This window comes from Streptomyces corynorhini (assembly GCF_003346515.1).
Lineage (GTDB): Bacteria > Actinomycetota > Actinomycetes > Streptomycetales > Streptomycetaceae > Streptomyces > Streptomyces corynorhini.
In genome coordinates, this window is sequence record NZ_QQNA01000123.1 from 13,173 (window position 1) to 35,688 (window position 22,516).

At 71.3% G+C, this 22,516-nt stretch carries 17 protein-coding genes and 1 pseudogene; 6 read left to right on the plus strand and 12 right to left on the minus strand.

Annotated elements, in window-relative coordinates; genetic code table 11:
• Positions 1–110 precede the first annotated feature (110 nt).
• The 11 genes and pseudogenes from DVH02_RS16915 to DVH02_RS16965 form a co-directional block, all read right to left on the minus strand.
• Positions 111–1,442: a pectate lyase family protein gene (locus tag DVH02_RS16915; protein WP_407697636.1), complete on the minus strand. Its 1,332-nt coding sequence runs from the start codon at positions 1,440–1,442 to the stop codon at positions 111–113.
• Positions 1,443–1,454: 12 nt separating this feature from the next.
• Positions 1,455–2,288: a rhamnogalacturonan acetylesterase gene (locus tag DVH02_RS16920; RefSeq protein WP_114624644.1), complete on the minus strand. Its 834-nt coding sequence runs from the start codon at positions 2,286–2,288 to the stop codon at positions 1,455–1,457.
• A 74-nt stretch (positions 2,289–2,362) separates the two neighbouring features.
• Positions 2,363–3,718: an ABC transporter substrate-binding protein gene (locus tag DVH02_RS16925; RefSeq protein ID WP_114624645.1), complete on the minus strand. Its 1,356-nt coding sequence runs from the start codon at positions 3,716–3,718 to the stop codon at positions 2,363–2,365.
• A gap of 168 nt (positions 3,719–3,886) precedes the next feature.
• A pseudogene (locus DVH02_RS16930) lies at positions 3,887–4,834 on the minus strand (pectinesterase family protein); the annotation flags it as partial.
• A 184-nt stretch (positions 4,835–5,018) separates the two neighbouring features.
• Entirely contained in the window at positions 5,019–5,918 is a 900-nt protein-coding gene (locus tag DVH02_RS16935; protein ID WP_114624647.1) for a DUF6807 domain-containing protein, read from the minus strand.
• Positions 5,915–7,063: a Gfo/Idh/MocA family protein gene (locus DVH02_RS16940; protein ID WP_114624648.1), complete on the minus strand. Its 1,149-nt coding sequence runs from the start codon at positions 7,061–7,063 to the stop codon at positions 5,915–5,917. Before DVH02_RS16940 ends, DVH02_RS16935 begins: the two co-directional genes overlap by 4 nt.
• On the minus strand, positions 7,060–7,965 hold the full coding sequence (locus tag DVH02_RS16945) for a carbohydrate ABC transporter permease (protein WP_114624649.1): 906 nt from the start codon (positions 7,963–7,965) through the stop codon (positions 7,060–7,062). The genes DVH02_RS16940 and DVH02_RS16945 overlap by 4 nt, the downstream gene beginning before the upstream one ends.
• Positions 7,962–8,927: a carbohydrate ABC transporter permease gene (locus tag DVH02_RS16950; protein ID WP_114624650.1), complete on the minus strand. Its 966-nt coding sequence runs from the start codon at positions 8,925–8,927 to the stop codon at positions 7,962–7,964. Before DVH02_RS16950 ends, DVH02_RS16945 begins: the two co-directional genes overlap by 4 nt.
• Positions 8,928–9,029: 102 nt before the next feature.
• Complete coding sequence (araD, locus tag DVH02_RS16955; RefSeq protein ID WP_114624659.1) at positions 9,030–10,760, minus strand: L-arabinonate dehydratase; 1,731 nt, start codon at positions 10,758–10,760, stop codon at positions 9,030–9,032.
• A complete protein-coding gene (locus DVH02_RS16960) occupies positions 10,757–11,668 on the minus strand; it encodes a dihydrodipicolinate synthase family protein (protein WP_114624651.1) in 912 nt (303 codons plus the stop codon). The genes araD and DVH02_RS16960 overlap by 4 nt, the downstream gene beginning before the upstream one ends.
• Complete coding sequence (locus DVH02_RS16965; RefSeq protein ID WP_114624652.1) at positions 11,655–12,308, minus strand: GntR family transcriptional regulator; 654 nt, start codon at positions 12,306–12,308, stop codon at positions 11,655–11,657. Before DVH02_RS16965 ends, DVH02_RS16960 begins: the two co-directional genes overlap by 14 nt.
• 247 nt (positions 12,309–12,555) lie before the next feature.
• Here DVH02_RS16965 and DVH02_RS16970 point away from each other — a divergent pair, with 247 nt between their 5' ends.
• The 6 genes from DVH02_RS16970 to DVH02_RS16995 all read left to right on the plus strand — a co-directional run bounded on the left by DVH02_RS16970 (position 12,556) and on the right by DVH02_RS16995 (position 20,347).
• Positions 12,556–13,839: an ABC transporter substrate-binding protein gene (locus DVH02_RS16970; protein WP_114624653.1), complete on the plus strand. Its 1,284-nt coding sequence runs from the start codon at positions 12,556–12,558 to the stop codon at positions 13,837–13,839.
• Positions 13,836–14,834, plus strand: coding sequence for a carbohydrate ABC transporter permease (locus DVH02_RS16975; RefSeq protein ID WP_233518274.1), 999 nt, complete (start codon positions 13,836–13,838; stop codon positions 14,832–14,834). The genes DVH02_RS16970 and DVH02_RS16975 overlap by 4 nt, the downstream gene beginning before the upstream one ends.
• On the plus strand, positions 14,831–15,760 hold the full coding sequence (locus DVH02_RS16980) for a carbohydrate ABC transporter permease (protein ID WP_114624654.1): 930 nt from the start codon (positions 14,831–14,833) through the stop codon (positions 15,758–15,760). The genes DVH02_RS16975 and DVH02_RS16980 overlap by 4 nt, the downstream gene beginning before the upstream one ends.
• 7 nt (positions 15,761–15,767) lie before the next feature.
• Positions 15,768–16,376, plus strand: coding sequence for a hypothetical protein (locus DVH02_RS16985; protein ID WP_114624655.1), 609 nt, complete (start codon positions 15,768–15,770; stop codon positions 16,374–16,376).
• 138 nt (positions 16,377–16,514) lie between these two features.
• A complete protein-coding gene (locus DVH02_RS16990) occupies positions 16,515–19,259 on the plus strand; it encodes an exo-rhamnogalacturonan lyase family protein (RefSeq protein WP_114624656.1) in 2,745 nt (914 codons plus the stop codon).
• Positions 19,256–20,347 carry a rhamnogalacturonan acetylesterase gene (locus DVH02_RS16995; protein WP_233518275.1) on the plus strand — a complete coding sequence of 364 codons (1,092 nt, stop codon included), beginning with the start codon at positions 19,256–19,258 and terminating at the stop codon, positions 20,345–20,347. Before DVH02_RS16990 ends, DVH02_RS16995 begins: the two co-directional genes overlap by 4 nt.
• A 9-nt stretch (positions 20,348–20,356) precedes the next feature.
• Here DVH02_RS16995 and DVH02_RS17000 read toward each other — a convergent pair.
• Positions 20,357–22,516, minus strand: a 2,160-nt coding sequence (locus tag DVH02_RS17000; RefSeq protein WP_199566317.1) for a molybdopterin dinucleotide binding domain-containing protein, incomplete at its 5' end; no start/stop codon positions are given.

Genomic DNA, 22,516 nt, shown 5'->3' on the forward strand with positions numbered 1-22,516 from the left:
ACCCCTTTCACCCGCTGGAGCGTTCCCGATGAACAGCGACCCCGGACACCCCTCCCGCCGCCGGGTCCTCGGCGCCACCGCGGCCGGCCTCGCCGCCCACCCGGCGCGGATCAGTGGAGCCTTCCGGCACCGGCCCCGCCGTCGACCAGGCCAGGGACGGCGCGCGGGTGGTCGACCGAGGCGCGCAGGACCGGGGTCCAGCCCGCGTCGGGCCGCAGGGTCTCCTCGGGGATCTCCGCGTTGTGGACGGCGAGCAGGTCGACGTACTTCCCGTTGACCTGGTTACCGGCGACCGTGACCGGTGAGTCCTTCCACAGCTTCAGGACGGGGCCCAGCGGCATTCCCCTCGGGACGGTGAACGCGTTCTTCTCGGCGACCAGCCGCGACTCGATCCCGATGCCGAACGAGTAGCCGTAGTTCTCCGCGCGCTCCACGACATAGTGGTTGTTGTACGTGTCGACCTTGCCGAAGCGCACGCGGGGCGCCCGCTCCTTGACGTTCTTGAACTGGTTGTGGTGCAGCGTGACCCGGAGCTTGCCCCGGTCGACGGCGGCGAGGCTGTCGCTGTTGCCGATCAGAATGGTCTTGTCGTGGTCCTTGATGACGTTCCAGGAGACGGTGACCAGGTCCGCGCCCCGGACGATGTCCAGCAGACCGTCGTGCTGCTGGTACAACCGGCCGAAGTAGGAGGGCTGTTCGCTGTCGGGGTGGCGGCCGTCGGTGAAGGTGTTGTGGTCCACCCAGACATGGGTGGAGCCGTACAGCACCAGGTTGTCGTACTCCGAGTTCCACTCGCCGTACGCGCCGTCCGTCGGGTCCCACTGCGGGAAGCAGTCGAAGGCGTCCTCGAAGGTGAGGTTGCGGATGATGACGTTGTCGACGTCCTTGACCTGGAGGCTGCCACCGAGCACGCGCGCGTCCTTCCCCACCCCCACGATGGTGGTGTTGGCGGGGACGTTCACCTTGACCTGGGCGCCCTGGAGCTTCGCGGAGGCGGCGCGCAGATCCTCCTGCTCGCCGCTGACCTCCTCGTCGTACCCCCAGACCGCCGGATCGTAGTCGGCGAGGTACTGCGCGAAGGAGTAGCCCTTCGCCTCGTAGTCCTCGCAGGTGAGCGCGTTGCCCGCGCCGTCGGAGAGGGCATCCAGGGTGCCCTTGACCCGGATGACCGAGGGACTGTTCCCGGCGGCGCCCAGCGCCGCGCCGAACTCCGCCCACGTGGTGACGGTGTAGACATGGTCCGCGGTGGCGTCGCGACCGCCGGTGGTACCGCCGGACTCGGCGGCCCAGCCGTCGTTCGCGGGGAGCGCGGCCCGCTCGGCGGCCGGGCCCGCGGGACGGGACTGCCCCTGGGCGGGGGCCGCGAGTGCGGTCAGCGTCAGCGCCATGCCGCAGGCCAGCGCCGTCGTGGTGATGCGCGCATGACATTTCGAGAGACGCACGGGAGTACTCCTTCAGTCGTCGAGCCAGCTGAGCCAGGACGTGGGGATCTCTTGGTCGAGACGGCGGGTGTCGCCGGGCGCGAGCACCCTTTCGTCCCGCAGCGCGCGGGCCACCAGCCGCGCCGCCGCGACGGCGCCCGGCGGATGGAAGTGGGTGTTGTCCGAGACACCGTCCGGGTAGTTCGGCGACTCACCCGGCAGGAGCCAGTGGAAGTACGGTTTCGTGCCCTCGGCCCCCAGCCGCTGCCACAGCGCCAGCGACGCCGCCTGGATGTCGAGCAGCGGCACCCGCTCGTCGGCGGCCAGCGCGCGCATCGCCGCCGGGTACTCGCCATGGGTGGCGACCGCGTCGCCCGCCGCGTCGAACCTGCGGCGCTCCACCGAGGTGAGCAGCACCGGGCGCGCGCCCGCGTCCCGGGCCCCCTTCACATACCGCCGCAGACAGTCCTGGTACGTGGACCACGGCTCCGTGTAGCGGCCGGGGTCGTCGGACTTCTCGTCGTTGTGCCCGAACTGGACCAGCAGCAGGTCGCCCGGCCGGATCACACCGAGGATCGCGTCGAGCCGGCCCTCGTCGATGAAGCTCTTGGAACTGCGGCCGTTCACCGCGTGGTTGGCGACCGCGATGCCCTTCCTGAGCAGGAAGGGGAGCGCCATGCCCCAGCCGGTCTCGGGAGCGGCGCTCGCGTACTTGTCCGCGGCCGTGGAGTCCCCGGCGATGTGGACGGTACCCGGGGACCTCGGCGCGCGACCGCCGCTGCCGGCCGCCGTCGCGGCGGGTGGCGCCGCGACGGCCAGCGGCAGCGCGGTGAGCGCCGCGGTGACCTGTCTTCGTGAGATGGACACGCCGATCAGCCTCGCTTTCGTCGTGACGGGGGAGGGGCGCGCTCCGCGCCCGCTCCCGTACCGGACCCGGCGGGTCAGCTCTTGTTCTGCTCCTTCCACTCCGCCTGGGCCTCGTTGAGTTCCTCGGCGACCTTGTCCGCGAACTCCTTGGCGGTCATGTCGCCGAGCAGCACCTTCTGGAAGTTCGGCTCGTTGCCGCTCTTGCTGATGGTGTTCCAGTCGGGCAGGTAGTACGGCAGGTCGACGATCTTCGTGGAGCCGTCGCTGAGCGCCTTCATCGCGGTGGCGGTCGGCTCGGCGTCCTCGACCCAGGTGTCGGTGGCGGCGTCGGTGTTGGCGGGGATGGAGCCCGCCGACTCGTTCCACGCGCTGTTGGACTTGTGCGAGGCGGCGAACTCGATGAGCTTCCAGGCCGCCGCCTTGTTCTTGCCGTTCTTGAACAGGCCCAGCCCGTCGACCGGGTTGGAGACCTGGACGCGCGAGCCGTCCTCCGCCGTCGGATAGGGCAGTCCCTTGAACTTGTCCTTGCCCAGCGCCTTCACATGGTCCTGGTAGGAGGCCAGGTTGTGGGTCAGCATCCCGATCGTGCCGTTGTCCCACTGCGCGACCATCTTGATGAAGTCGTTGTTGACGTCGGCGGACGGCGTGACCTTCTTGTACAGGGCGACGTACTTCTCCAGCGCCGCCACGTTCTTCGGGTCGTTGACGGTGGTCCTGTCACCGTCCCAGAAGGAGGTGATGCCCGACTGGCCGTACATCGCGTCCATCGCCGGAGCGATGGAGCCCGCGCCGCCGCGGATGGTGTAGCCGAAGCGGTTCTTGCCCGCTGCGGTGAGCTTCTCGGCCGCCGCGTAGAACTCGGACCAGGTCGCCGGCGCCTCCAGCCCCGCCGCCGAGAACAGGTCGGTGCGGTACCAGAGGGTGCCGTTGTTGCTGGACGTCGGCACGGAGTACATCTCGTCGCCGCGCCCGCCCGCCGCCTTCACACTGGCGGCCATGGTGGGGACCAGCCTGCCCTTGAGGCCGCTGGAGTCGATGCGGTCGCCGACCGGGTCCAGGACGTCCCGTATCACCAGGTTGGACAGGTACGCGGTGGTCACCCCGCCGACGTCCGGCAGCCCGCCGCCGTCGATCGCCGTGTCGTACTTCGCCTGTACCTGATCGATGGGGATCCCCACGTACTTGACGTGGATGTCCGGGTTCTCCTTCTCGAAGTCCTTGATGATCTGCGCCCAGATGTCCCTGCGCTCACCCGTGTTGTTGTCCCACAGGGTGATCTCGCCCTTGCCGGAGCCCTCGCTCCCGCCCCCGCCGCTGCCGTCGTCACCGCACGCGGTGGCCGTCAGGGCGAGGACGGCGCTGAGCGAGACGGCCGCGGCCGTCCGCCCGCGCAAGGGGTTTCCTCTGCTGGATGTCCTGCGGATGTTCATGGCGGCTCGTCTCTTTCGTGATCTCTCGGAGGTCTTCGACGGGGTGCGGTGTCAGTGGCGCGCGTGCGGCGGTGTACGTGTCGGCGGTGCGGGTGTCGGTGGTGTGCGATCCGGTGGCGCCCGTGCCGCTGGAGTGTGGAGCGTGGTGTGTGGTGTGGTGTGCGGGGATCAGCGGGGTGTGCGTACCGCGTCCTGCGGCGCCCAGCCGTCCGTGCCGCGCAGGTAGTCGGCGACCCGGCGCCCGGCCGCCTCGGCGTCCGTCAGCCGCGGACGGTCGGGCGTCACGGCCGAGCCCGGCCCGTACGTGCGGTACTCGGCGAAGCGGGCGTCCTTCCAGGAGAAGCCGCTCATGTCCGTCCACGGCGCCGACTTCACGGCCGCGGGCAGCTCGGTGTCCCGGAACAGCACCTGCGCCACGGCGTCCGGCTCACCGCCCGGATGCCAGGGCCGGCCCAGGTGGACGGTGCCCGCGGGGGCGTCGCTGACGACACGGCTGCCGGTGATCAGAAAGCCGTACGGGTTCTCCTTCCACGTCGAAGCCGCCGTGATGTAGCCGTTGTTGGTGTCGGAACCCCGGCTCAGCGCCCGGATCACGGACCGTTCGACGACCGTGGTGGCCCGCCCGTAGAGGAAGTCCACGTCGCCCTCGATGTACGCGTCGCGGACATAGACCCGGCTGATCCGGTTCAGCGCCGGACTGTCGGTCATCAGGGTGTCCTGGTTGCCCTTGAACGCGGTGTTCTCGAAGACGATCCGGTCGCCGGTCGTCTTCATCGCCAGCGCCTGCTCGGCGGAGAGATCGTGCGCCGCCTCGTCGAAGTCGTTGACGAACGTCAGATTGCGGGCGGTGACGTCGCTCGCGGCGATCAGCACGGTGGCGCTGGCGTTCGAACCGCCGTACTCGTTCGGGGTGTCGTAGACGATCACCGTCCCCGACCTGTCGCGTCCCGTGCCCCGGAAGAGCAGATGCGGCTTGCTCGCCGGCACCCGGACCTGCTCGCGGTAGGTACCGGGGGCGATGGAGATCGTCACCTGTGCCGTGTTGCCCGCGGGGACGGCGTCCACGGCGGCCTGCACGGTGGCGTACTCGGCCGGTACGCGCAGCACGGTCCCCGCGGCGGCCGTGCCCGCGGGCGAGCGGGCGTCCGCGGGAGCGGTCACGAGGACGGTGGACAGGACGGTCACAGCGGTGAGTGCGATACCCGCCGCGGGGAATCGAGTGCGGTGCGGATGCGACATTGCGGCTCTCCTCACAGAGGTCGGATACGGCTCCGGTACTTTCGCGACGCGCCCGGGGCGCTCACGCCGTCACCGCCTTACGGGCGAGCGACACCGCGCCCGGCCGGTCGAGCCGGCCGTCCACCACGACGGTGACGACCCGCCGGGCCGTGCTCGCGCCCTCGGGCAGCTTCAGCCGCCGCTCCCAGGCCAGCGAGGAGCCCACCCCGGGATACTCGGCGGTCCGTACGAACCACGGGTCGGCGCGGGTCTCCGCGTTCCCGCCGCAGAACAGCAGCGACCAGTCCGCGCCCGCCAGCACCAGCCAGTCGGCGGGGCGCCCGTGCACCGCCTCCTCGCCCGCCGCCTCCCCGGTGAACACCTCCGGCGCCCTGCCGTCCGGCCCCTGCCGGGGCGCGCGCCAGAAGAAGCCGCCGTACCCGGCCCCCGGACGCCCGTTGGTGGCCGGGCTGCCCACGGACAGGTCCTCGCCCGCCACATTGGTCAGCGACGAGGTGAAGTCGAGCACCCACGCCTCGGCGGAGAGCGCTCCGGCGCTGACCGTCCGCCGCTCCCTGAGCAGCTCCCTGCCCCGGTGCGCCCACGACAGCTCCTGCACACAGCCGTCCGGGTCCCGCAGCAGCCAGCCCGTGTGCTCCTGCGTGCCGTGGTTGGCCAGCTCGACCGGGCCCCGGCCGCGCACATAGGTCCGCCCGCCCCAGAAGTTGACGCCGGGAAAGGTCGCCCCGGAGATGTCCGGCACGGCCATGGACACCCCGAGGTGGTGCGCGTGGTCGGCCGGCCGCAGCTCGGTGACCGTGACACCGCCCAGAGTGCGCACCGGATGCAGATACGGGCGCGGCGAGAGCCCCGCCGGGATGTCCGTACGGTCCGCCCGGTGGGCGTACGTGGCCACCGGGCGGCCCGCACAGCGCAGCACCGTCGCCTCGGAGACACCGGAAACGCGCGGGTCGATCTTCATGGACGCACCTCCACCGGGGGCGCGGCCCAGTCCGCGCCCAGCTCGGAAAATGTGGAGAGGGACTCCGCGCTCCGGGCCACCAGGGCGTCGATCCCTCGGACGATCCGGCGCGCCCCGGTCCCGCCGGGGGCGCTGTACCAGGCGCCGGGCGGCAGCGGCGCGGGCAGCGGCGCGGTCCTCACGGACTCGACGACCCGCATGAAGGCGCCGGTACGCTCCGGCGGCACGAGCAGCGGCTCGCCCGCGCGCAGGTGGGCGACGAGGTTCTCCAGCAGATCGGTACGGCCGTACTCGGTCTGCTCGGGGCCCCGGCCCGCGCGCTGCACCAGCACCCGGTCCTCCTTGTACCAGAAGGTGATCCGGCCGCTCTCGCCGTGGACCAGCACGTACGGCTCGCCCGGCCGCTCCGCGCACAGGGTGACGGCGACCGTCACCGGAGTGCCCCCGGCCGTCAGCAGCCGCAGACAGGTGGTGTCGTCGGACTCGATGTCGTTGGCCCGGAACTGCTCCAGCCGGATGCCGGTCACGGAGCCGGGCAGGTCGGCGCCGTCGACGCGCAGCGCCGTGGCGAGGGCGTGCGCCAGTGGGTTGGTGAGGACCCCGTCGACCACGTCCCGTCCGTCCAGGGTGCGACGGCCCGCCCAGGGCGCCCGGGTGTAGTACGCCTCGTCGCGCGCCCAGGCACCGGCGGCGCCGATGCCGCGCACCGCCCCGATCGCCCCGTCCGCGATCAGCTCCCTGATCGCCGCCACCGCGTGCGAACCCAGCGACTGGAAGCCGACCTGGCAGGCGGTGCCGTACTTCTCCAGCCCGGTCAGCAGGGTCTCGTACGCGGCGAACGACGGGGTGGTGGGCTTCTCCAGCAGCGTGTGCACCCCTCGGGCGGCGGCGGTGAGCGCCAGCTCGGTGTGGGTGTGGATGGGGGTGCAGATGACCGCGATCCGCGCGCCCGTACGGTCCAGCAGCTCACCGAGGTCCGCCGACTGCGCCGGTTCGCCGAGGCCCGCCAGCTCCTCGGCGCCGAGCGGGGTCAGTTCGCAGATCCCCACGAGCCTTACCACGCCCGCCTCTTGGAGGCGGCGGATGTTCAGCAGATGCGTCCGGCCGTGGCCGCGCGCCCCGGCCAGTACCACGGGCAGGCTCATCCCTTCACCGCCCCGGCGCTGAATCCGCTGATCAGCCACTTCTGGATGAAGGCGAAGACGATGACCACCGGCACCGCCGAGATCACACCGCCCGCGGCCAGCGCGCCGAAGTCCACACTGTCCGCGCCGATGAGGGTCGAGAGCCCGACCGGGATCGTCTGCTTGTCCTGGTCCATCAGGAACATCAGCGCGAAGAGGAAGTGGTTCCAGCTGTGCACGAAGGCGAACGAGCCCACGGCGATCAGCCCGGGGCGCAGCATCGGCAGGACGACGATACGGAACGCCTGGAGCCGTGAGCAGCCGTCCACCCAGGCCGCCTCCTCCAGCGAGTAGGGCACGTTCTTGATGAATCCGCTGATCAGGATGATCGAGAGCGGCAGCTGGAAGACGGTCTCCGCGAGGACCACGCTCACCGGGGAGTTGATCAGCTGGAGGTTCTTGAAGATCTGGAAGAGCGGGACGAGCATCAGCGCGCCGGGGATGAACTGCGAGCACAGCAGCGCCAGCATGAAGCCCTGCTTGATCCGGAAGTCGAAGCGCGCCAGCGCGTAGCCGCCGGCCAGCGCGACCACCGTCGTGCAGATCAGGGTGCCCACCCCGATCAGCGCGCTGTTCTGGAAGAAGACGGAGAAGGCGCGCTCGTTCCACACCTTCGCGAAGTGGTCGAACGTCATCGGCCACGGCACCAGCGAGTCGGAACCGGCGGGACGCAGCGAGAACAGCAGCATCCAGTAGAACGGCACGAGGGTGAAGAGCAGATAGAGGCCGAGCGGCACATAGATCTGCCACCTGGGCACCTCGTCGAAGGCGCGCTCACGCCTCCTGCGGCGGAGCGGGGGAGACGGCCGGCCGCCGTCCGCGGGCGCGGGCGACGTGCTCTTCTCGGCGATGACGGCGGTCACTTGTGGTCGCCTCCGAACTTGCTCAGGCGCAGATAGAGGATCGAGCAGAAGAGGAGAATCGCGAACGCGACGGTGGTCAGGGCGGTCGCGTAACCGAAGTCGTGTGCCTCGAAGCCGGTGACCGCCACATACAGCGGCAGTGTGGTGGTGACACCGGCCGGGCCGCCCTTGGTGAGGGTCAGCAGCAGATCGACGTTGTTGAACTCCCACACCGCCCTCAGCAGGGTGGACAGGATGATCGCGTCCCGCAGATGGGGCAGGGTGATGTGGAAGAACTGCCGGTAGCGGTTGGCCCCGTCGACGGAGGCCGCCTCGTACAGATCCCCGGGGATGGACTGCAGGTCGGCGAGGATGAGGATCGCGAAGAACGGCACACCGCGCCAGAGTTCGGCCAGGACGGCGGCCCAGAAGACCGTGCCGGTGTCGGAGAGCACCGAGGATCCGTACGTCCCGATGCCCGCGTCGGCCAGATAGCGGCCCACCCCGGTCGACGGGTTGTAGAGCAGCAGCCAGATCGTCGTCGTCAGCACACCGGAGACGGCCCACGGCGAGAAGACCAGCGCACGGGCCACCGCACGCCCCAGGAACGTCTGGTTGACCAGCAGCGCCAGCACCAGACCGAACGCCAGCTGCAGGGTGACCTCGGTGACGACCCACTTGCCGCTGAAGACCAGGCTGTCCCAGAACAGCGGGTCCTCGGTGAAGATGCGGCGGAAGTTGTCGAGCCCCGCGAAGCCGTTGCGCCAGGGTTTGGTGACGTTGTAGTTCTGGAGGCTGTAGTAGAAGACACTGAGCATCGGGTAGGCGATGAAGCCCAGCATCAGCAGCCCGGCGGGGGCGATCAGCAGATACGGGAGCCGGCGGGCCGACACCCCCGTACGGCGCGTTCGCTTCCCGCTCGCCGGTGGGCCGGGTGCGCGGGGCGGCGCCCCTGATGGGTCCTGCGCCACAGCTGAGGCCATGACTTGCTTCTCCGTTCCGTGGGTGAAGCGCTTCGCAGTGGGTGTCCGACCGTCGAACGGGCCGGGGAGGGGGCGGAGCCGGCGGGCGGGGCCCGCCGCCGCTCAGCCCACGTACGGGTCGGGCACCTCGCCCGGCCTGGCGAGGAAGGCGAAGTCGCAGCCGGTGTCGGCCTGGGTGATCTGCTCGTTGTACAGGGCGCCGTAACCGCGCCCGTACCGCTCGGGCGGTGCGGTCCACTCGGCTCCGCGCCGGGCCAACTGGGCTTCTTCCACGTGAAGATGGAGGCTGCGGGCCTCGACGTCCAGAGTGATCGAGTCGCCGGTCCGCACCAGCGCCAGCGGTCCGCCGACATACGACTCGGGTGCGATGTGCAGCACGCACGCGCCGTAACTCGTCCCGCTCATCCGGGCGTCGGAGAGCCGCACCATGTCCCGCACACCCTGCTTGAGCAGATAGTCGGGGATCGGCAGCATGCCGTACTCCGGCATCCCGGGACCGCCCTTGGGGCCCGCGTTGCGCAGCACCAGCACATGGTCGGGGGTGAGGGCCAGGGCCGGGTCGTTGATAGTGCGCTGCATCGTGCGGTAGTCGTCGAAGACCATCGCGGGGCCGGTGTGTTCGAGCAGCCGGGGTTCGGCGGCGATGTGCTTGATGACCGCACCGTCGGGGCAGAGGTTGCCGCGCAGCACCGCCACCCCGCCCTCCGGCGCGAGCGCGTCCTCCCGCTCCCTGATGACCCGCGGATTGTGGACGAGCGCCCCGTCGAGCTGCTCGCGCAGTGTGGTGTGGGCGACGGTCGGACGGTCCAGGTGCAGGACGTCCGTCAGCCGGGTCAGGAAGGCGGGCAGCCCGCCCGCGAAGTGGAAGTCCTCCATCAGGTACCGCCCGCCGGGGCGCAGGTCGGCCAGGACCGGTACGGTCCGCGCGATCCGGTCGAAGTCGTCCAGGGTCAGCCGGATACCGGAGCGCCCCGCCATCGCGATCAGATGGATCACCGCGTTGGTCGAGCCGCCCAGCGCGAGGACGGTGGCCACCGCGTCCTCGTACGCCTCCCTGGTCAGCAGCTTCGACAGCCGCAGATCCGCGAGCACCAGCTCGACGACGCGTCTGCCGGAGGCGGCGGCCATCCGCTCGTGCCCCGAGTCCACGGCCGGGATCGACGACGCGCCCGGCATGGTCACCCCGAGCGTCTCGGCGGCGGCGGTGAGCGTCGAGGCGGTCCCCATGGTCATACAGGTGCCGGGGGAGCGGGCCAGCCCGTTCTCCAGCTCGGCCAGCTCCGCGTCGCCGATCAGCCCGGCGCGCCGCTCGTCCCAGTACTTCCACATGTCCGTGCCGGACCCCAGCACCTCGTCGCGCCAGTGCCCCGGCAGCATCGGCCCTGCCGGGACGAACACCGCGGGCAGGTCCACACTGGCCGCGCCCATCAGCAGCGCCGGCGTCGACTTGTCACAGCCGCCCAGCAGCACCGCCCCGTCCACCGGATAGGAGCGCAGCAGCTCCTCGGTCTCCATCGACAGCATGTTGCGGTACAGCATGGGTGTCGGCTTCTGGAAGGTCTCGGAGAGTGTGGAGACCGGGAACTCCAGCGGGAAGCCGCCCGCCTGCCACACTCCGCGCTTGACGGCCTGGGCGCGCTCGCGCAGATGCATATGGCAGGGGTTGATGTCCGACCAGGTGTTGAGGACCGCGATGACCGGCTTGCCGAGGTGCTCCTCCGGCAGATAGCCGAGCTGGCGGGTGCGCGCCCGGTGGCTGAAGGAACGCAGCCCCGACGCGATGTCGCTCCCGTACCACTGGTGGCTGCGCAGCCGCTCCGGCCGTACGGTCATATCGCCCACCCCGCGACCAGCGCGGCGACGGCGGCACGCCGCTCCTCGGGCAGTTCGCGGCTCGGCGGACGCAGCTCGCGCCGGCACAGTCCGAGGGAGGCCAGCGCCTCCTTGACCACCGTCACGTTGTCGGCGGACCGGCTCGCGGCGCGCAGCTCCTCGAAGGGCCTGATCTGCTCCCACACCTTCATGGCGCCCGCGTAGTCCCCGGCCCGCAGCGACTCCAGCATCCCCAGCGAGACGGCCGGCGCCACATTGACCAGACCCGAGGTGAAACCGGTGGCCCCGCCCGCGAAGTAGGCCGGCGCGTACAGCTCGGCGAGGCCCGCCACCCAGACGAACCGCTCCAGGCCCGCGTCGCGTGCGAAGGCCGCGAAGCGCGCGGCGTCCGGCACGGCGTACTTCGCGCCGATGACATTGGGGCACAGCTCGCCGAGCGCCGCGAGCGTCTCGCCGCGCAGCCGCGTGTCACGGATGTACGGGACCACGCCCAGCTCCGGCACCGCCTCGGCGACGGCCCGGTGGTAGTCGACCCAGCCCGCCTGCGACACATAGGGATGCACCGGCTGATGCACCATCACCATCCGCGCCCCGACGGCACGGGCATGGCGCGCGGAGGCCACGGCGGTGGGCACGTCGAGGCCGATGCCGACGAGGATCTCGGCCCGGTCCCCGGCCTCCTCGACGGTCAGCTCGGTCACCTCGCGGCGCTCGTCGGGGCTGAGCGCGTAGTACTCACCGGTGTTGCCGTTGGGCGTGAGGGTGCGTACGCCGCCGTCGAGCAACCGGCGCAGCAGCGCCCGGTGCGCTTGCGTGTCGAGTGTGTCATCGGCGGTGAACGGGGTCACGGGGATCGCGACGACATCGGCGAGGGCATCGCGCGACGACGTGAGATCAGGGCTGCTCATGGGGGGTCTCCTCAGGGAATGCCCGCTGTACGAAGGAGGCGATGTGATCGTGCAGGGCCTGACCGGCTCCGTCGCTGTCGCCCGCGAGGGCGAGCCGCAAAATCTCCCGGTGCTCGGCGGCCTCCCGCTCCCAGGACGGGACGGCGGCCCAGGCGACGGTCGAGACCAGGGCGGCCTGGTCGCGTACCTCGTCGAGCATCCTGGCCAGCAGCGGATTGCCGCAGGGCAGATACAGCGCCCGGTGGAACTCCCGGTTGGCCAGCGACCGTTCGGCGCGGTCCGCCGCCTCGTCCGCCCTGACCAGCGCCTCCCGCGCGGGCTCCAGCGAGGCGCGGCGGGCGAGTGAACGCCGCAGCGCCTCCGGTTCGAGGAGCATCCGTACGTCGTAGACCTCGTGGGCCATGGCGGCGTCGACCGTGCGCACGGTGACGCCCTTGAACTGGCTCATGACCACCAGACCGGTGCCGGCCAGTGTCTTGAGGGCCTCGCGCACCGGCGTCTTCGACACACCGAAGCGCGCGGCGAGTTCGGTCTCCACCAGTGGCTGTCCCGGGGGGAGCCCCCCGGTGAGGATGGAGTGTTTGATCGCTTCGAGAACGTACTGCGTGCGGGAGGGGATCGGACTCGGGGCGAAGGCCATCGGCGCTCTCAGATCTCGTGTCTCATATATGACGTACGAAGTACGACGCGATGAAGCTAGGACGCCGCGCATGTTTCGTCAATGCTTCGCGCAGAAGTGCTCCGAGGTTCCCGTCGCCGCCCGGGACTCGCGTTGAAGCGCTTCGAGGGATGTCGTCCGAACCGTTGACGTAGAGCCGCAGAGGTCCATAACTTCTAGCGGCAAGCGCTTGCCTAAAACGATTCAACGAACGGCTGGAGGGTGAACTGTGCCGAGGACCGGGAGCGTTGACCGACGCGGCGTGCTCAGGCTCGCGGGCGGGTCGTTGGCCGCTTTCGGCCTGACGGCGGCCGGCTGCGGGGCGGGCGGCGGCTCGGGCGACGGGAGTGTGACGATCCGGTACGCCTGGTGGGGTTCCGACGACCGGGCGAAGCGGATCAACGAGACGATCGCCCTCTTCGAGGAGAAGTACCCGAAGATCAAGGTCAAGACGGACTTCCAGCCCTATCTGGACTTCTGGAAGAAGTTCAACACCCAGGCGTCCGGCGGCAATCCGCCCGACGTGTTCCAGAACGCCATCGGGTTCCTGCGCAAGTACGACGAGAAGAACGTCCTGCTCGACCTCGGCGCGCAGGTCGAGGCCGGCCACCTCGGCATGGACGGCTTCCGCGCCGGACTGGAGAAGTTCGGCGAGGTCGACGGGAAGCTCCTCGGCGTCCCCGTCGGCAGCAACTCCATGGCCCTGGTCATCGACGAGAACGTCTTCCGGAAGGCGGGGATCACCCCGAAGCCCGGCTGGACCTGGGACGACTTCGACGCCGCGATGGTCAGGATCCGGGACACCCAGGGCCGGGCCGGTGACAGCGGGATGTACGGGGTCATGTACCTCTACGACCTCTATCTGCGCCAGCACGGCAAGGCGTTCTTCACCGCGAAGGGGCTCGGCTTCACCGAAGCCGACCTCAAGGAGTGGTGGACCAAGGCGTACGCCGGGGTGAGGTCGGGCGTCTACGCGGACCCCAGGAAGGTCGCGCAGATCAGGCCCAAGTCCGCGCTCGCCGCCGAACTCGCGGGCTGCGAGTTCACCTGGGACAACTTCGCCGTGCGCTACACCTCCGAGGGCAGGAGCGGCTACGGGCTCGCGCCCATCCCCACCACCGACGGCAAGAGGACCGGCCAGTACCTCGGCTCCCTGATGCTCAGCGGCTCCAAGCGCACCGAACACCCCAAGGAAGTGGCCCAGTTCATCGACTTCATGGTCCACGACCCCGAGGTCGCCAAGATCATGGGCTACGACCGCGGCGTTCCCACCACCACCGCGCAGTACGAGGCGTTCGAGCCCACCGACGAGGTCAACCGGGACATCGCCGCGTACGAGGACCAGCTTGTCGCCTCCGGGGTGCTGGAGGAGATCACACCGCACCCCTCGGGCGCCGATGTCGCCGAATCCGCCTTCCTGCGGCTCGCCGAGGAACTCGCCCTGGGCAAGCGCTCGGTGGACGACGCGGTGCGTCAGTTCTTCAGCGAGTCGAAGACGGCCCTCGGACGGTGAGCGGGTCCACGGTGGCGGCCGGCCGGTCCGCCGCGCCCGACCGCCTCCCAGGCTCCCGGCCGCGCTCCGGCCGGGGCGGCCCCGGCGGCCCCGCCCCGCGTCGGCGGGGCCGCCGGGAGAACCTCGCGGGACTGCTCTTCATGTCCCCCTGGATCGCCGGGTTCCTGCTGCTCACCGCGGGCCCGATGATCGCCTCGCTCTACTTCGCGTTCACCGACTACAACCTGTTCGACGCCCCCCGGTGGATCGGGCTGGACAACTTCACCGAGATGTTCGCCGACGCGCGCTGGCGCCATTCGGTCTCGGTGACGCTCTGGTACGTGGTCATCGGCACCCCGCTCAAACTGGCGGCGGCGCTCGGCGTGGCACTGCTGCTGAGCCGGAAGCGGCGCGGACAGGCTTTCTACCGGGCCGCGTTCTACGCGCCGTCCCTCATCGGCGCGAGCGTCTCCATCGCCATCGTCTGGAAGGCGATCTTCTCGGACGACGCCGTGGTCGACCGGGCCCAGCGGCTGTTCGGCCTCCCCGGGGGCGGCTGGGTCGGCGATCCCGACATGATCGTCTACAGCCTGGTGGCGCTCACGGTCTGGCAGTTCGGCGCGCCCATGGTGATCTTCCTCGCCGGGCTCAAGCAGGTGCCGGTCTCGCTCTACGAGGCGGCGGAGGTCGACGGCGCCGGGCCGCTGCGCCGGTTCTGGAACATCACCCTGCCGATGATCTCGCCGGTGCTCTTCTTCAATGTCCTGCTGGAGACGATCCACTCGTTCCAGATCTTCGGCTCGGCCTACATCCTCGGCGGCGCCGGTGGCACCTGCGGCCCGGCCGACGGCACGCTCGTCTACACCTGTTACCTCTACATCCAGGGCTTCGAGAACAGCCGGATGGGCATGGCCTCGGCCATGGCCTGGATGCTGCTGCTCGCCGTGGGCCTGGTGACCGCCGTGCTGTTCCGGTCCCAGAAGCGCTGGGTGCACTACGAGGAGGCGGCCCGATGACCACGCCGCGTACACCGCTGACGCCGTCCGCCGTCGCGTCCCCCTCCCGGCCGCCGCGCCCGGACCCGGCCGCCGCCGTACGGGCCGCCCGCCGCCGCGGCGCCGGTTCGCTCGCCTGGCACCTCGGCTCCCTCGCGGTCCTCGCGGTGGTGCTCTACCCGGTGATCTGGGTGATCGGCGGCTCGTTCAAACCGAACGACGAGATCGTCGGCAGCCTGGAGCTGTTCCCCACCGCCCCGATCGTCGAGAACTTCACCCGGCTCGCCGACGGGATCGCGGACATCCCGGTCACCACCTTCTTCCTCAACTCCACCGTGCTGGCGCTGGGTTCCGTCGTCGGTGTGCTGTTCTCCTGCTCGCTGGCGGCCTACGCCTTCGCCCGGATCAGGTTCGCGGGGCGCGATCTGCTCTTCACCCTCATGATCGGCACACTGCTGCTGCCGTACCACGTGCTGCTCATCCCGCAGTACGTGCTCTTCCAGAGACTCGAACTGGTCAACACCTACGCGCCCCTGCTGCTCGGCAAGTACCTCGCCACGGAAGCCTTCTTCGTCTTCCTGATGATGCAGTTCATCCGGAATCTGCCGAAGGAGCTGGACGAGGCGGCGCGCCTCGACGGCTGCGGGCACGCCCGGATCTACTGGTCGATCGTGCTGCCGCTGTGCCGCCCGGCGCTGATCACCAGCGCCATCTTCACCTTCATCAACGCGTGGAACGACTTCATGGGCCCGCTGATCTATCTCAACGAGCCCGACAAGTACACCGTCTCGCTGGCGCTGAAGATGTTCGTGGACCAGGACGGCGTGGCCAACTACGGCGGCATGATCGCCATGTCGCTCATCGCCCTGCTGCCCGTTCTGCTCTTCTTCCTCGCCTTCCAGCGCTATCTGATCGACGGTATGGCCACCTCCGGACTGAAGGGCTGAGCCGGGTATGAGCGCGACCCGCACCACGAGCCGTCGGAGAGCCTCCCCCCGGGAGGAGTCCGGCTTCGCGCGGGGTTTCGGTGTCTTCGCCGAGGCCCTGTTGACCGGCGTGTGGATCGCGCTGGCCGCGCTGCCCCTGCTCACCCTGCCCGCCGCCTTCGCCGCGGGCGCGGCGCACCTGCGCCGGGTGCTGGCCCACGAGGTCGCCACCTGGCGGGAGTTCACCGCGGACCTGCGCGCCGCCGCCCGGCGCGGCTGGCTGGTCGGCGTGGCCGGCTGGGCGGCGGCCTGGCTGCTCCACGCGGACCTGGTGGTCGTACGGGCCGGGCTGCCCGGCGGACCGTTCGCCGGTACGGTCGGGGTGCTGGCCATGCTCGGCCTGCTCGCCGCCGGACTGCGGGCGGCCGTCTGCTGGCGGCCCGGCGCCTCGTGGCGGGCGCTGCTGCGCGCCGCCGCCCGCCGTACCGTACGGGACCCCGCCGGATCGCTGCTGCTGATCTGCGGCCTGGCCGTGGTGCCGGTGTCGGCGTGGTTCGCCGCGCCGCTGGCCGCGCCCGCGCTCGGAGTGGTGGCCGCGGGCGCGCTGGCCGTCGAGCGCCGCCGCCCGGCCGGCTGAGCGGTCCCCGCCCGGCGGCCGTCACGTCGGACTACCTCCTCGCACCCGTACCCGCACTCGCATTCGTACCTGCACCCGCACCCGCACTCGCACCCGCACTCGCACCCGTGTATGTCATGCGCATGAAAGGAATGTGCGATGTCTCCGATCCCTCGCAGGTCCGTGCTGAAGGCCGCCGCAGTCGCGGGCGCCGCCACCCAGGTCAGCTGGGCGCTCGCCGGGCGGGACGCCCACGCGGCGGCCCCCCGCGCCGCCTCGGCGGCCGACCCCGTCGACGTCGGCTGGCTGGAGGACGGCGGACTGGGCGCGGCGCCCGGCTCGACCTTCGGCGTGCCGTGGAGCCGGGGCACCCACCCCGCCGGTACGGAGTTCGCCCTGGCCACCGAGGACGGCCGGGCCGTCCCCGTACAGACCTGGCCCACCGCCTACTGGCCGGACGGCTCGCTCAAGTGGACCGCGCACGCGGTCGGCCCCGCCGCCGCGGGCGCGCGACGCCTCACCCTCACCGCCGGGACCCCCGCCGCCCCCGCGAAGAAGGTCACCGTCAGCGCGAACCAGCGGCGGATCACCGTCGACACCGGGGTCATCAGGGCGGTCATCGGCAAGGACGGCGCCCGGCTCGTCGAATCCGTGACCCGGGGCGCCACCAGGATCGCCACCGACGGCCGCCTCGTCCTGCTGCGCCAGGGCGAACTCGACGACGGCGAGCACGCCACCGCCAGGTGGGAACGGTTCGAAGGGGAGATCAGCGCCGCCCACGTCGAACAGGACGGCCCGGTACGGGCGGTGATCCGCGTCGACGGCAAACACCGCAAGGGCAGCCGCCGTTGGCTGCCCTTCAGCGTCCGCCTCTACTTCTACGCCGGTGCCGAGTCCTTCCGCATGGTGCACACCATCACCTACGACGGCGAACAGACCCCCGGCCGGAACAAGGGCGACTTCATCCGCGGCCTCGGCGTCCGCTTCACCGTCCCCCTGCGCGACGCCGCCTACGACCGGCACATCCGCATCGCGGGCGAGGGCAAGGGCTTCCTCACCGAAGCGGTCCAGGGCATCACGGGCCTGCGCCGCGACCCCGGCGCCGCCGTACGCACCGCCCAGGTCAGGGGCGAGAAGCTGCCCGACCCCGCCACCTGGGACCAGCGCGTCACCACCCGCCTCCAGGCCATCCCCACCTGGGGCGACTACACCCTGGCCCAGCTCTCCTCCGACGGCTTCAGCCTGCGCAAACGCACCAAGGCGGGCCACGGCTGGATCGCGGCGGGCGGCGGCGGCCGGGCGGGCGGCTTCGGCTACGTGGGCGGGGTCAGCGGCGGACTCTCCTTCGGGCTGCGCGACTTCTGGCACAAACACCCCGCCCAGCTCGACATCCGGGGCGCGGCGGGCGACGAGGCCGAGGTCACCCTCTGGCTCTGGTCGCCCGAGGCACAGCCGATGGACCTGCGCTTCTACCACGACGGCATGGGCCAGGACAGCTACCCCGAACAGATCGAGGGCCTCAACATCACCTACGAGGACTACGAGCCCGGCTTCGGCACCCCGTACGGCATAGCCCGCACCAGCGAGCTGATGTTCTGGGCCAACGACAAGACCCCCACCGCCGCCGCGCTGGTCGACCAGTCCCGGGCCGTCCGCACCCCGCCCCAGCTCGCCGCGAGCGCCGAAGCCCTCACCGGAGCCGGTGTGTTCGGCGGGCTCTTCGCACCGGTCGACCGCTCCGTACCGGCCAAGGCCGCGATCGAGGACCAGCTCGACTTCCTCTTCACGTACTACAAGGACCAGGTCGAGCAGCGCCGCTGGTACGGCTTCTGGGACTACGGCGACTTCATGCACAGCTACGACGAGGACCGCCACCAGTGGCGCTACGACGTCGGCGGCTACGCCTGGGACAACTCCGAACTCTCGCCCGACCTGTGGCTCTGGTTCGCCTATCTGCGCTCCGGCCGCGCCGACATCTTCCGCTTCGCCGAAGCCCTGACCCGGCACACCGGCGAGGTCGACGTCTACCACCTCGGCACCTGGGCCGGGCTCGGCACCCGGCACGGCGTACAGCACTACGCGGACAGCGCCAAGCAGCAGCGCATCTCCACCGCCGTCTACCGCCGCCCCTACTACTACCTCACGGCCGACGAACGGGTCGGCGACCTCATGCACGCCCTCGTCGACTCCGACGAGACATTCCTCGCCCTCGACCCGCTGCGCAAGATCCGCACCGAGCCCTACGAACCCGACCGCAACGCCCTGTCCATCGGCTTCGGCACCGACTGGAGCGGGCTGGCCGCCGCCTGGCTCACCGAGTGGGAGCGCAGGGGCCCCCGGGCGGCCAGGGCCGAGGCCCGGCTGCGCTCCACCATGGAGACCATCGGCGCGCAGCCCAACGGTTTCGTCCAGGGCTCGGGCCTCTACGACCTCGACACCGGCAGGTTCGCCGTCGCCGCCGCGCCCGTGGTGGACGTCTCGCACCTCTCCGCGATGTTCGGCCTGGTCGAGATGTGCGCCGAGCTGATCGACCTCATCGACCAGCCGAAGTTCAAGGAAGCCTGGCTGGACTACTGCCGCTACTTCAACGCCACCAAGGCAGAACAGAGCGCGCGCTACGGACGCGACTTCGGCAGTCTGCTGCTCTTCCAGGGCCACTCGCGCCAGGACGCCTACGCGGCGGCCCAGTCGGGCGACGCGCGCCTGGCCGCGCGCGCCTGGAGCAGGTTCTACGACAGCGACGCCTACACCTCGGCGATGAAGTGGGACAGGACACCGCTCGAAGGACCCGACGTCCTCGAACCCGGCTACGAGAACCTCCGGATCAACAGCAACGAGACCGCCCTCTTCGGACTCGCCGCCATCCAGAACCTCGCGCTCGTCGGCGACCGGATCCCGACGTGAGCGCCCCCACCCGCAGGGCCGCCCCCACCCGCAGGGCCGCTCCCGCGCGCGTGGCCGTCACCGTGCTGGCGGCGCTCACCGCCGTCACCGGCCTGCTCGCCGTGCCCGCCGCCGCCCGCACACCCGCGCGGCCCTCCCTGCCCGCCGGGTGCGCCGGAACCGCCCCCGTGGTCTGCCACTTCGACGTCCCGCCGGGTACGTACGAGGTGACGGCCCTGCTCGGCGGCGCCCGCGAGGGCAGCACCGGCGTCCAGGCGGAGGCCCGGCGCGCGATGCTCGCCGAGAGCGCCACCCGGGCCGGGCAGACGGTGCGGCGCGGCTTCACCGTGGACGTACGCGACCCCGAGGGCGAGCCGACCGGGCCCGGCGGCACCCCCGGCCTCGACCTGCGCTTCGGCGGCGCGGCCCCCCTCCTCGCGGGGCTCCGGATCACCCCCGCGCCGCGCGTCCCCCAGCTCCTGCTGATCGGCGACTCGACCGTCTGCGACCAGCCTCAGGACCCGTACACCGGCTGGGGACAGCGGCTTCCGCAGTACTTCACGAGCGGCATATCGGTCGCCAACTACGCCGCTTCCGGGGAGGGTTCACAGTCCTTCCTGGACAACCCGGTGCTCTTCCGCGCGGTCGAGTCCCGGGTACGCCTGGGCGATCCGGTGCTGATCCAGCTCGCCCACAACGACAAGCAGACCCCGGCGGACGTCTACCGCGCCAACCTCACCGAGATGGTCAGGCGGATCCGGGACCGGGGCGGCCGGCCCGTCCTCGTCACCCCGATCGTCCGCCGCTGGTTCAACGCCGACGGCACCCTCGACAACGGCACCGCCCTGCACGTCAACGGCCTGGGCGTGGACCTGCCCGGTGAGACGCGCGCCCTCGCCCGGGAGCTGGACGTACCGCTCATCGACCTCACGGCGCTGACCAGGCGACTGGTCGAGGAGGCGGGCCCGGAGGGCTCCAAGGCCCTCTACCTCTACGACGAAGCGCGCGACAACACGCACACCTCGGTTCGGGGAGCCACCGCGTTCGCCGCCCTGGTCCTCGGCGAACTCCGGGACCGGCACCTCGTACCCCCTCGGGTGGTGCGCTGAGCCCGGCGATCAGTACACGTCGCGGACATACCGCCGGTCGGCGGCCAGCCCCGCGACATAGGCGTCGGCCGCCTCCCGCGTGAGACCGCCATGGACCACGGCGATGTCCCGCAGGGCGCGGTCGACGTCCCTGGCCATCCGCGAGGCGTCACCGCACACGTAGAAGTGCGCCCCCTCCTGGAGCCAGGACCACAGCCGCGCCCCGTGCTCGCGCATCCGGTCCTGGACGTACACCTTCGCGCGCTGATCACGCGAGAAGGCGGTGTCCAGCCGGGTCAGTGTGGAGTCGCGCCGCAGCTCCTCCAGCTCCTCCCGGTAGGAGAAGTCCGTGGCGCGGCGCCGCTCCCCGAAGAAGAGCCAGTTGGCGCCCGGGTGTCCGAGTGCCCGCCGCTCCTCAAGGAATCCCAGGAAGGGGGCGATCCCTGTCCCGGGGCCCACCATCACCATCCGGGTGGCGGGGTCGGCGGGCGGGCGGAAGTGCGCGGAGCGCCGTACCCGCACCTGCACCTGGCTGTCCTGGGCCGCGTCCGCGAGGAATCCGGAGGCCACGCCCTTGCGGCGGTGACCCCGTCGGCCCTCGTACCGGACGACGGAGACCGTCAGCCGCACCAGACCGGGGTCCGTCAGCGGGCTGGAGGAGATCGAGTAGAGCCGGGGCCGAAGGCGCCCCAGGACGCCCGCCCACTCGGCCGCCGTGGCCCGTACGGCGAACTCCGCGACGACGTCGACGGCCTGCCGCCCCCACGCCCAGCGCGCCAGCTCGCCCTTGTCGTCCGGGCGCGGCAGCTGCCTCGGCGTACGGTCGCCGGTCCGCTCGGCGACGAGCCGGAGCAGAGCGGGCGTGATCGCGGTGATGTCGAGATGACGCAGCAGAGCCTCGCCCAGCTCGACGGTCCCCGGCCCGGGGAGATCGACCGGAGTCCCCGGGGACAGCCCCGTGACGGACAGCCACTCCGCCACCAGATCGGGGCAGTTGACCGGCCGCACACCGAGCGCGTCCCCGGCGCGGTAGTCGAGAGGGGTCCCGCTCTCCCGCGTGTCGAAGGTGAACCCGCGCACCTCCTTGGTGGCGCCCGCCAGGCTGAGCAGCCGGTTGCCGGTCAGCCGCGCGACGACGGGCGGGGCCTCGGCGGGCCGGGCCGTGCGAGGCGCGGCAGGGGCGGCGGAGGCGGCGCGGGCTGCCGGTCCGGCGAGCTTCCCGGGTCCGGCCGTCTGCCGCTGCGGGGACAGCGCGGCCAGCACCCGGTCCAGCCACCGACCGGCGCTCTCCTCGTACTCCGGCTCGCAGTCGGCGCGCGGTACCAGGCGCCGCGCGCCCAGTTCGGCCAGCCGCTCGTCGAGCCGTCGGCCGTGCCCGCAGAAATCGTGGTACGAGGAGTCACCGAGGGCGAGGACGGCGTAGCGCACCCCCTCCAGCCGGGGCGCGCCGGGCGCGCTGAGCGCCTCCCAGAAGCGTGCGCCGTTGTCGGGCGCCTCGCCGTCGCCGAAGGTGCTGGTGACGAAGAGCAGGTCCGCCGTGCGCGGCAGCGCGTCCGGCGGGTGACCTGCCATGTCGATCGGCCGGGCCGTCCGCCCGCCGTCCGTCAGCCGCCGCACGGCGAGGGCCGCCGCCTCCTCGGCGGTGCCGGTCTGCGAGGCCCACAGGACGAGGACCTCCCCCTCCGCCGCCCGCGCCGTCGCCCGTGACCCCGTCGCCGTCTCCGCCGTCGTGGTCGGCGGCGCGCCGAGGCCGGTCAGCGACACCGCGCAGAACTTGAAGCCGGGCTGGAACGAGATCGGGTCGACCGCGTCGCTCGTCACCGCGTTGACGCTCAGATCCGCGCCGAACAGGTCGTTCCAGTGGAACGGCGCGAAGCAGTCCCCCGGCCGCACCCGATCGGTCAGCACGGCGGGCAGCACCGCCCGGCCGCGCCGCGACGCGACCTCCACCCGGTCGCCCTCGGCGATCCCCAGCGCCCGCGCGTCCTGCGGGTGGATCTCCACGAAAGGCCCGGGGTCGAGCCTGTTGAGCTTCGCGATCTTGCCGGTCCGGGTCAGCGTGTGCCACTGGTGGGCGACCCGGCCCGTGTTCAGGACGTACGGGAAGTCCTCGTCGGGCAGCTCCGCCCCGGGCAGGTAGGGGCGGGCGAAGAACACGGCGCGGCCCGAGGCGGTGGGGAAGACGGGCCG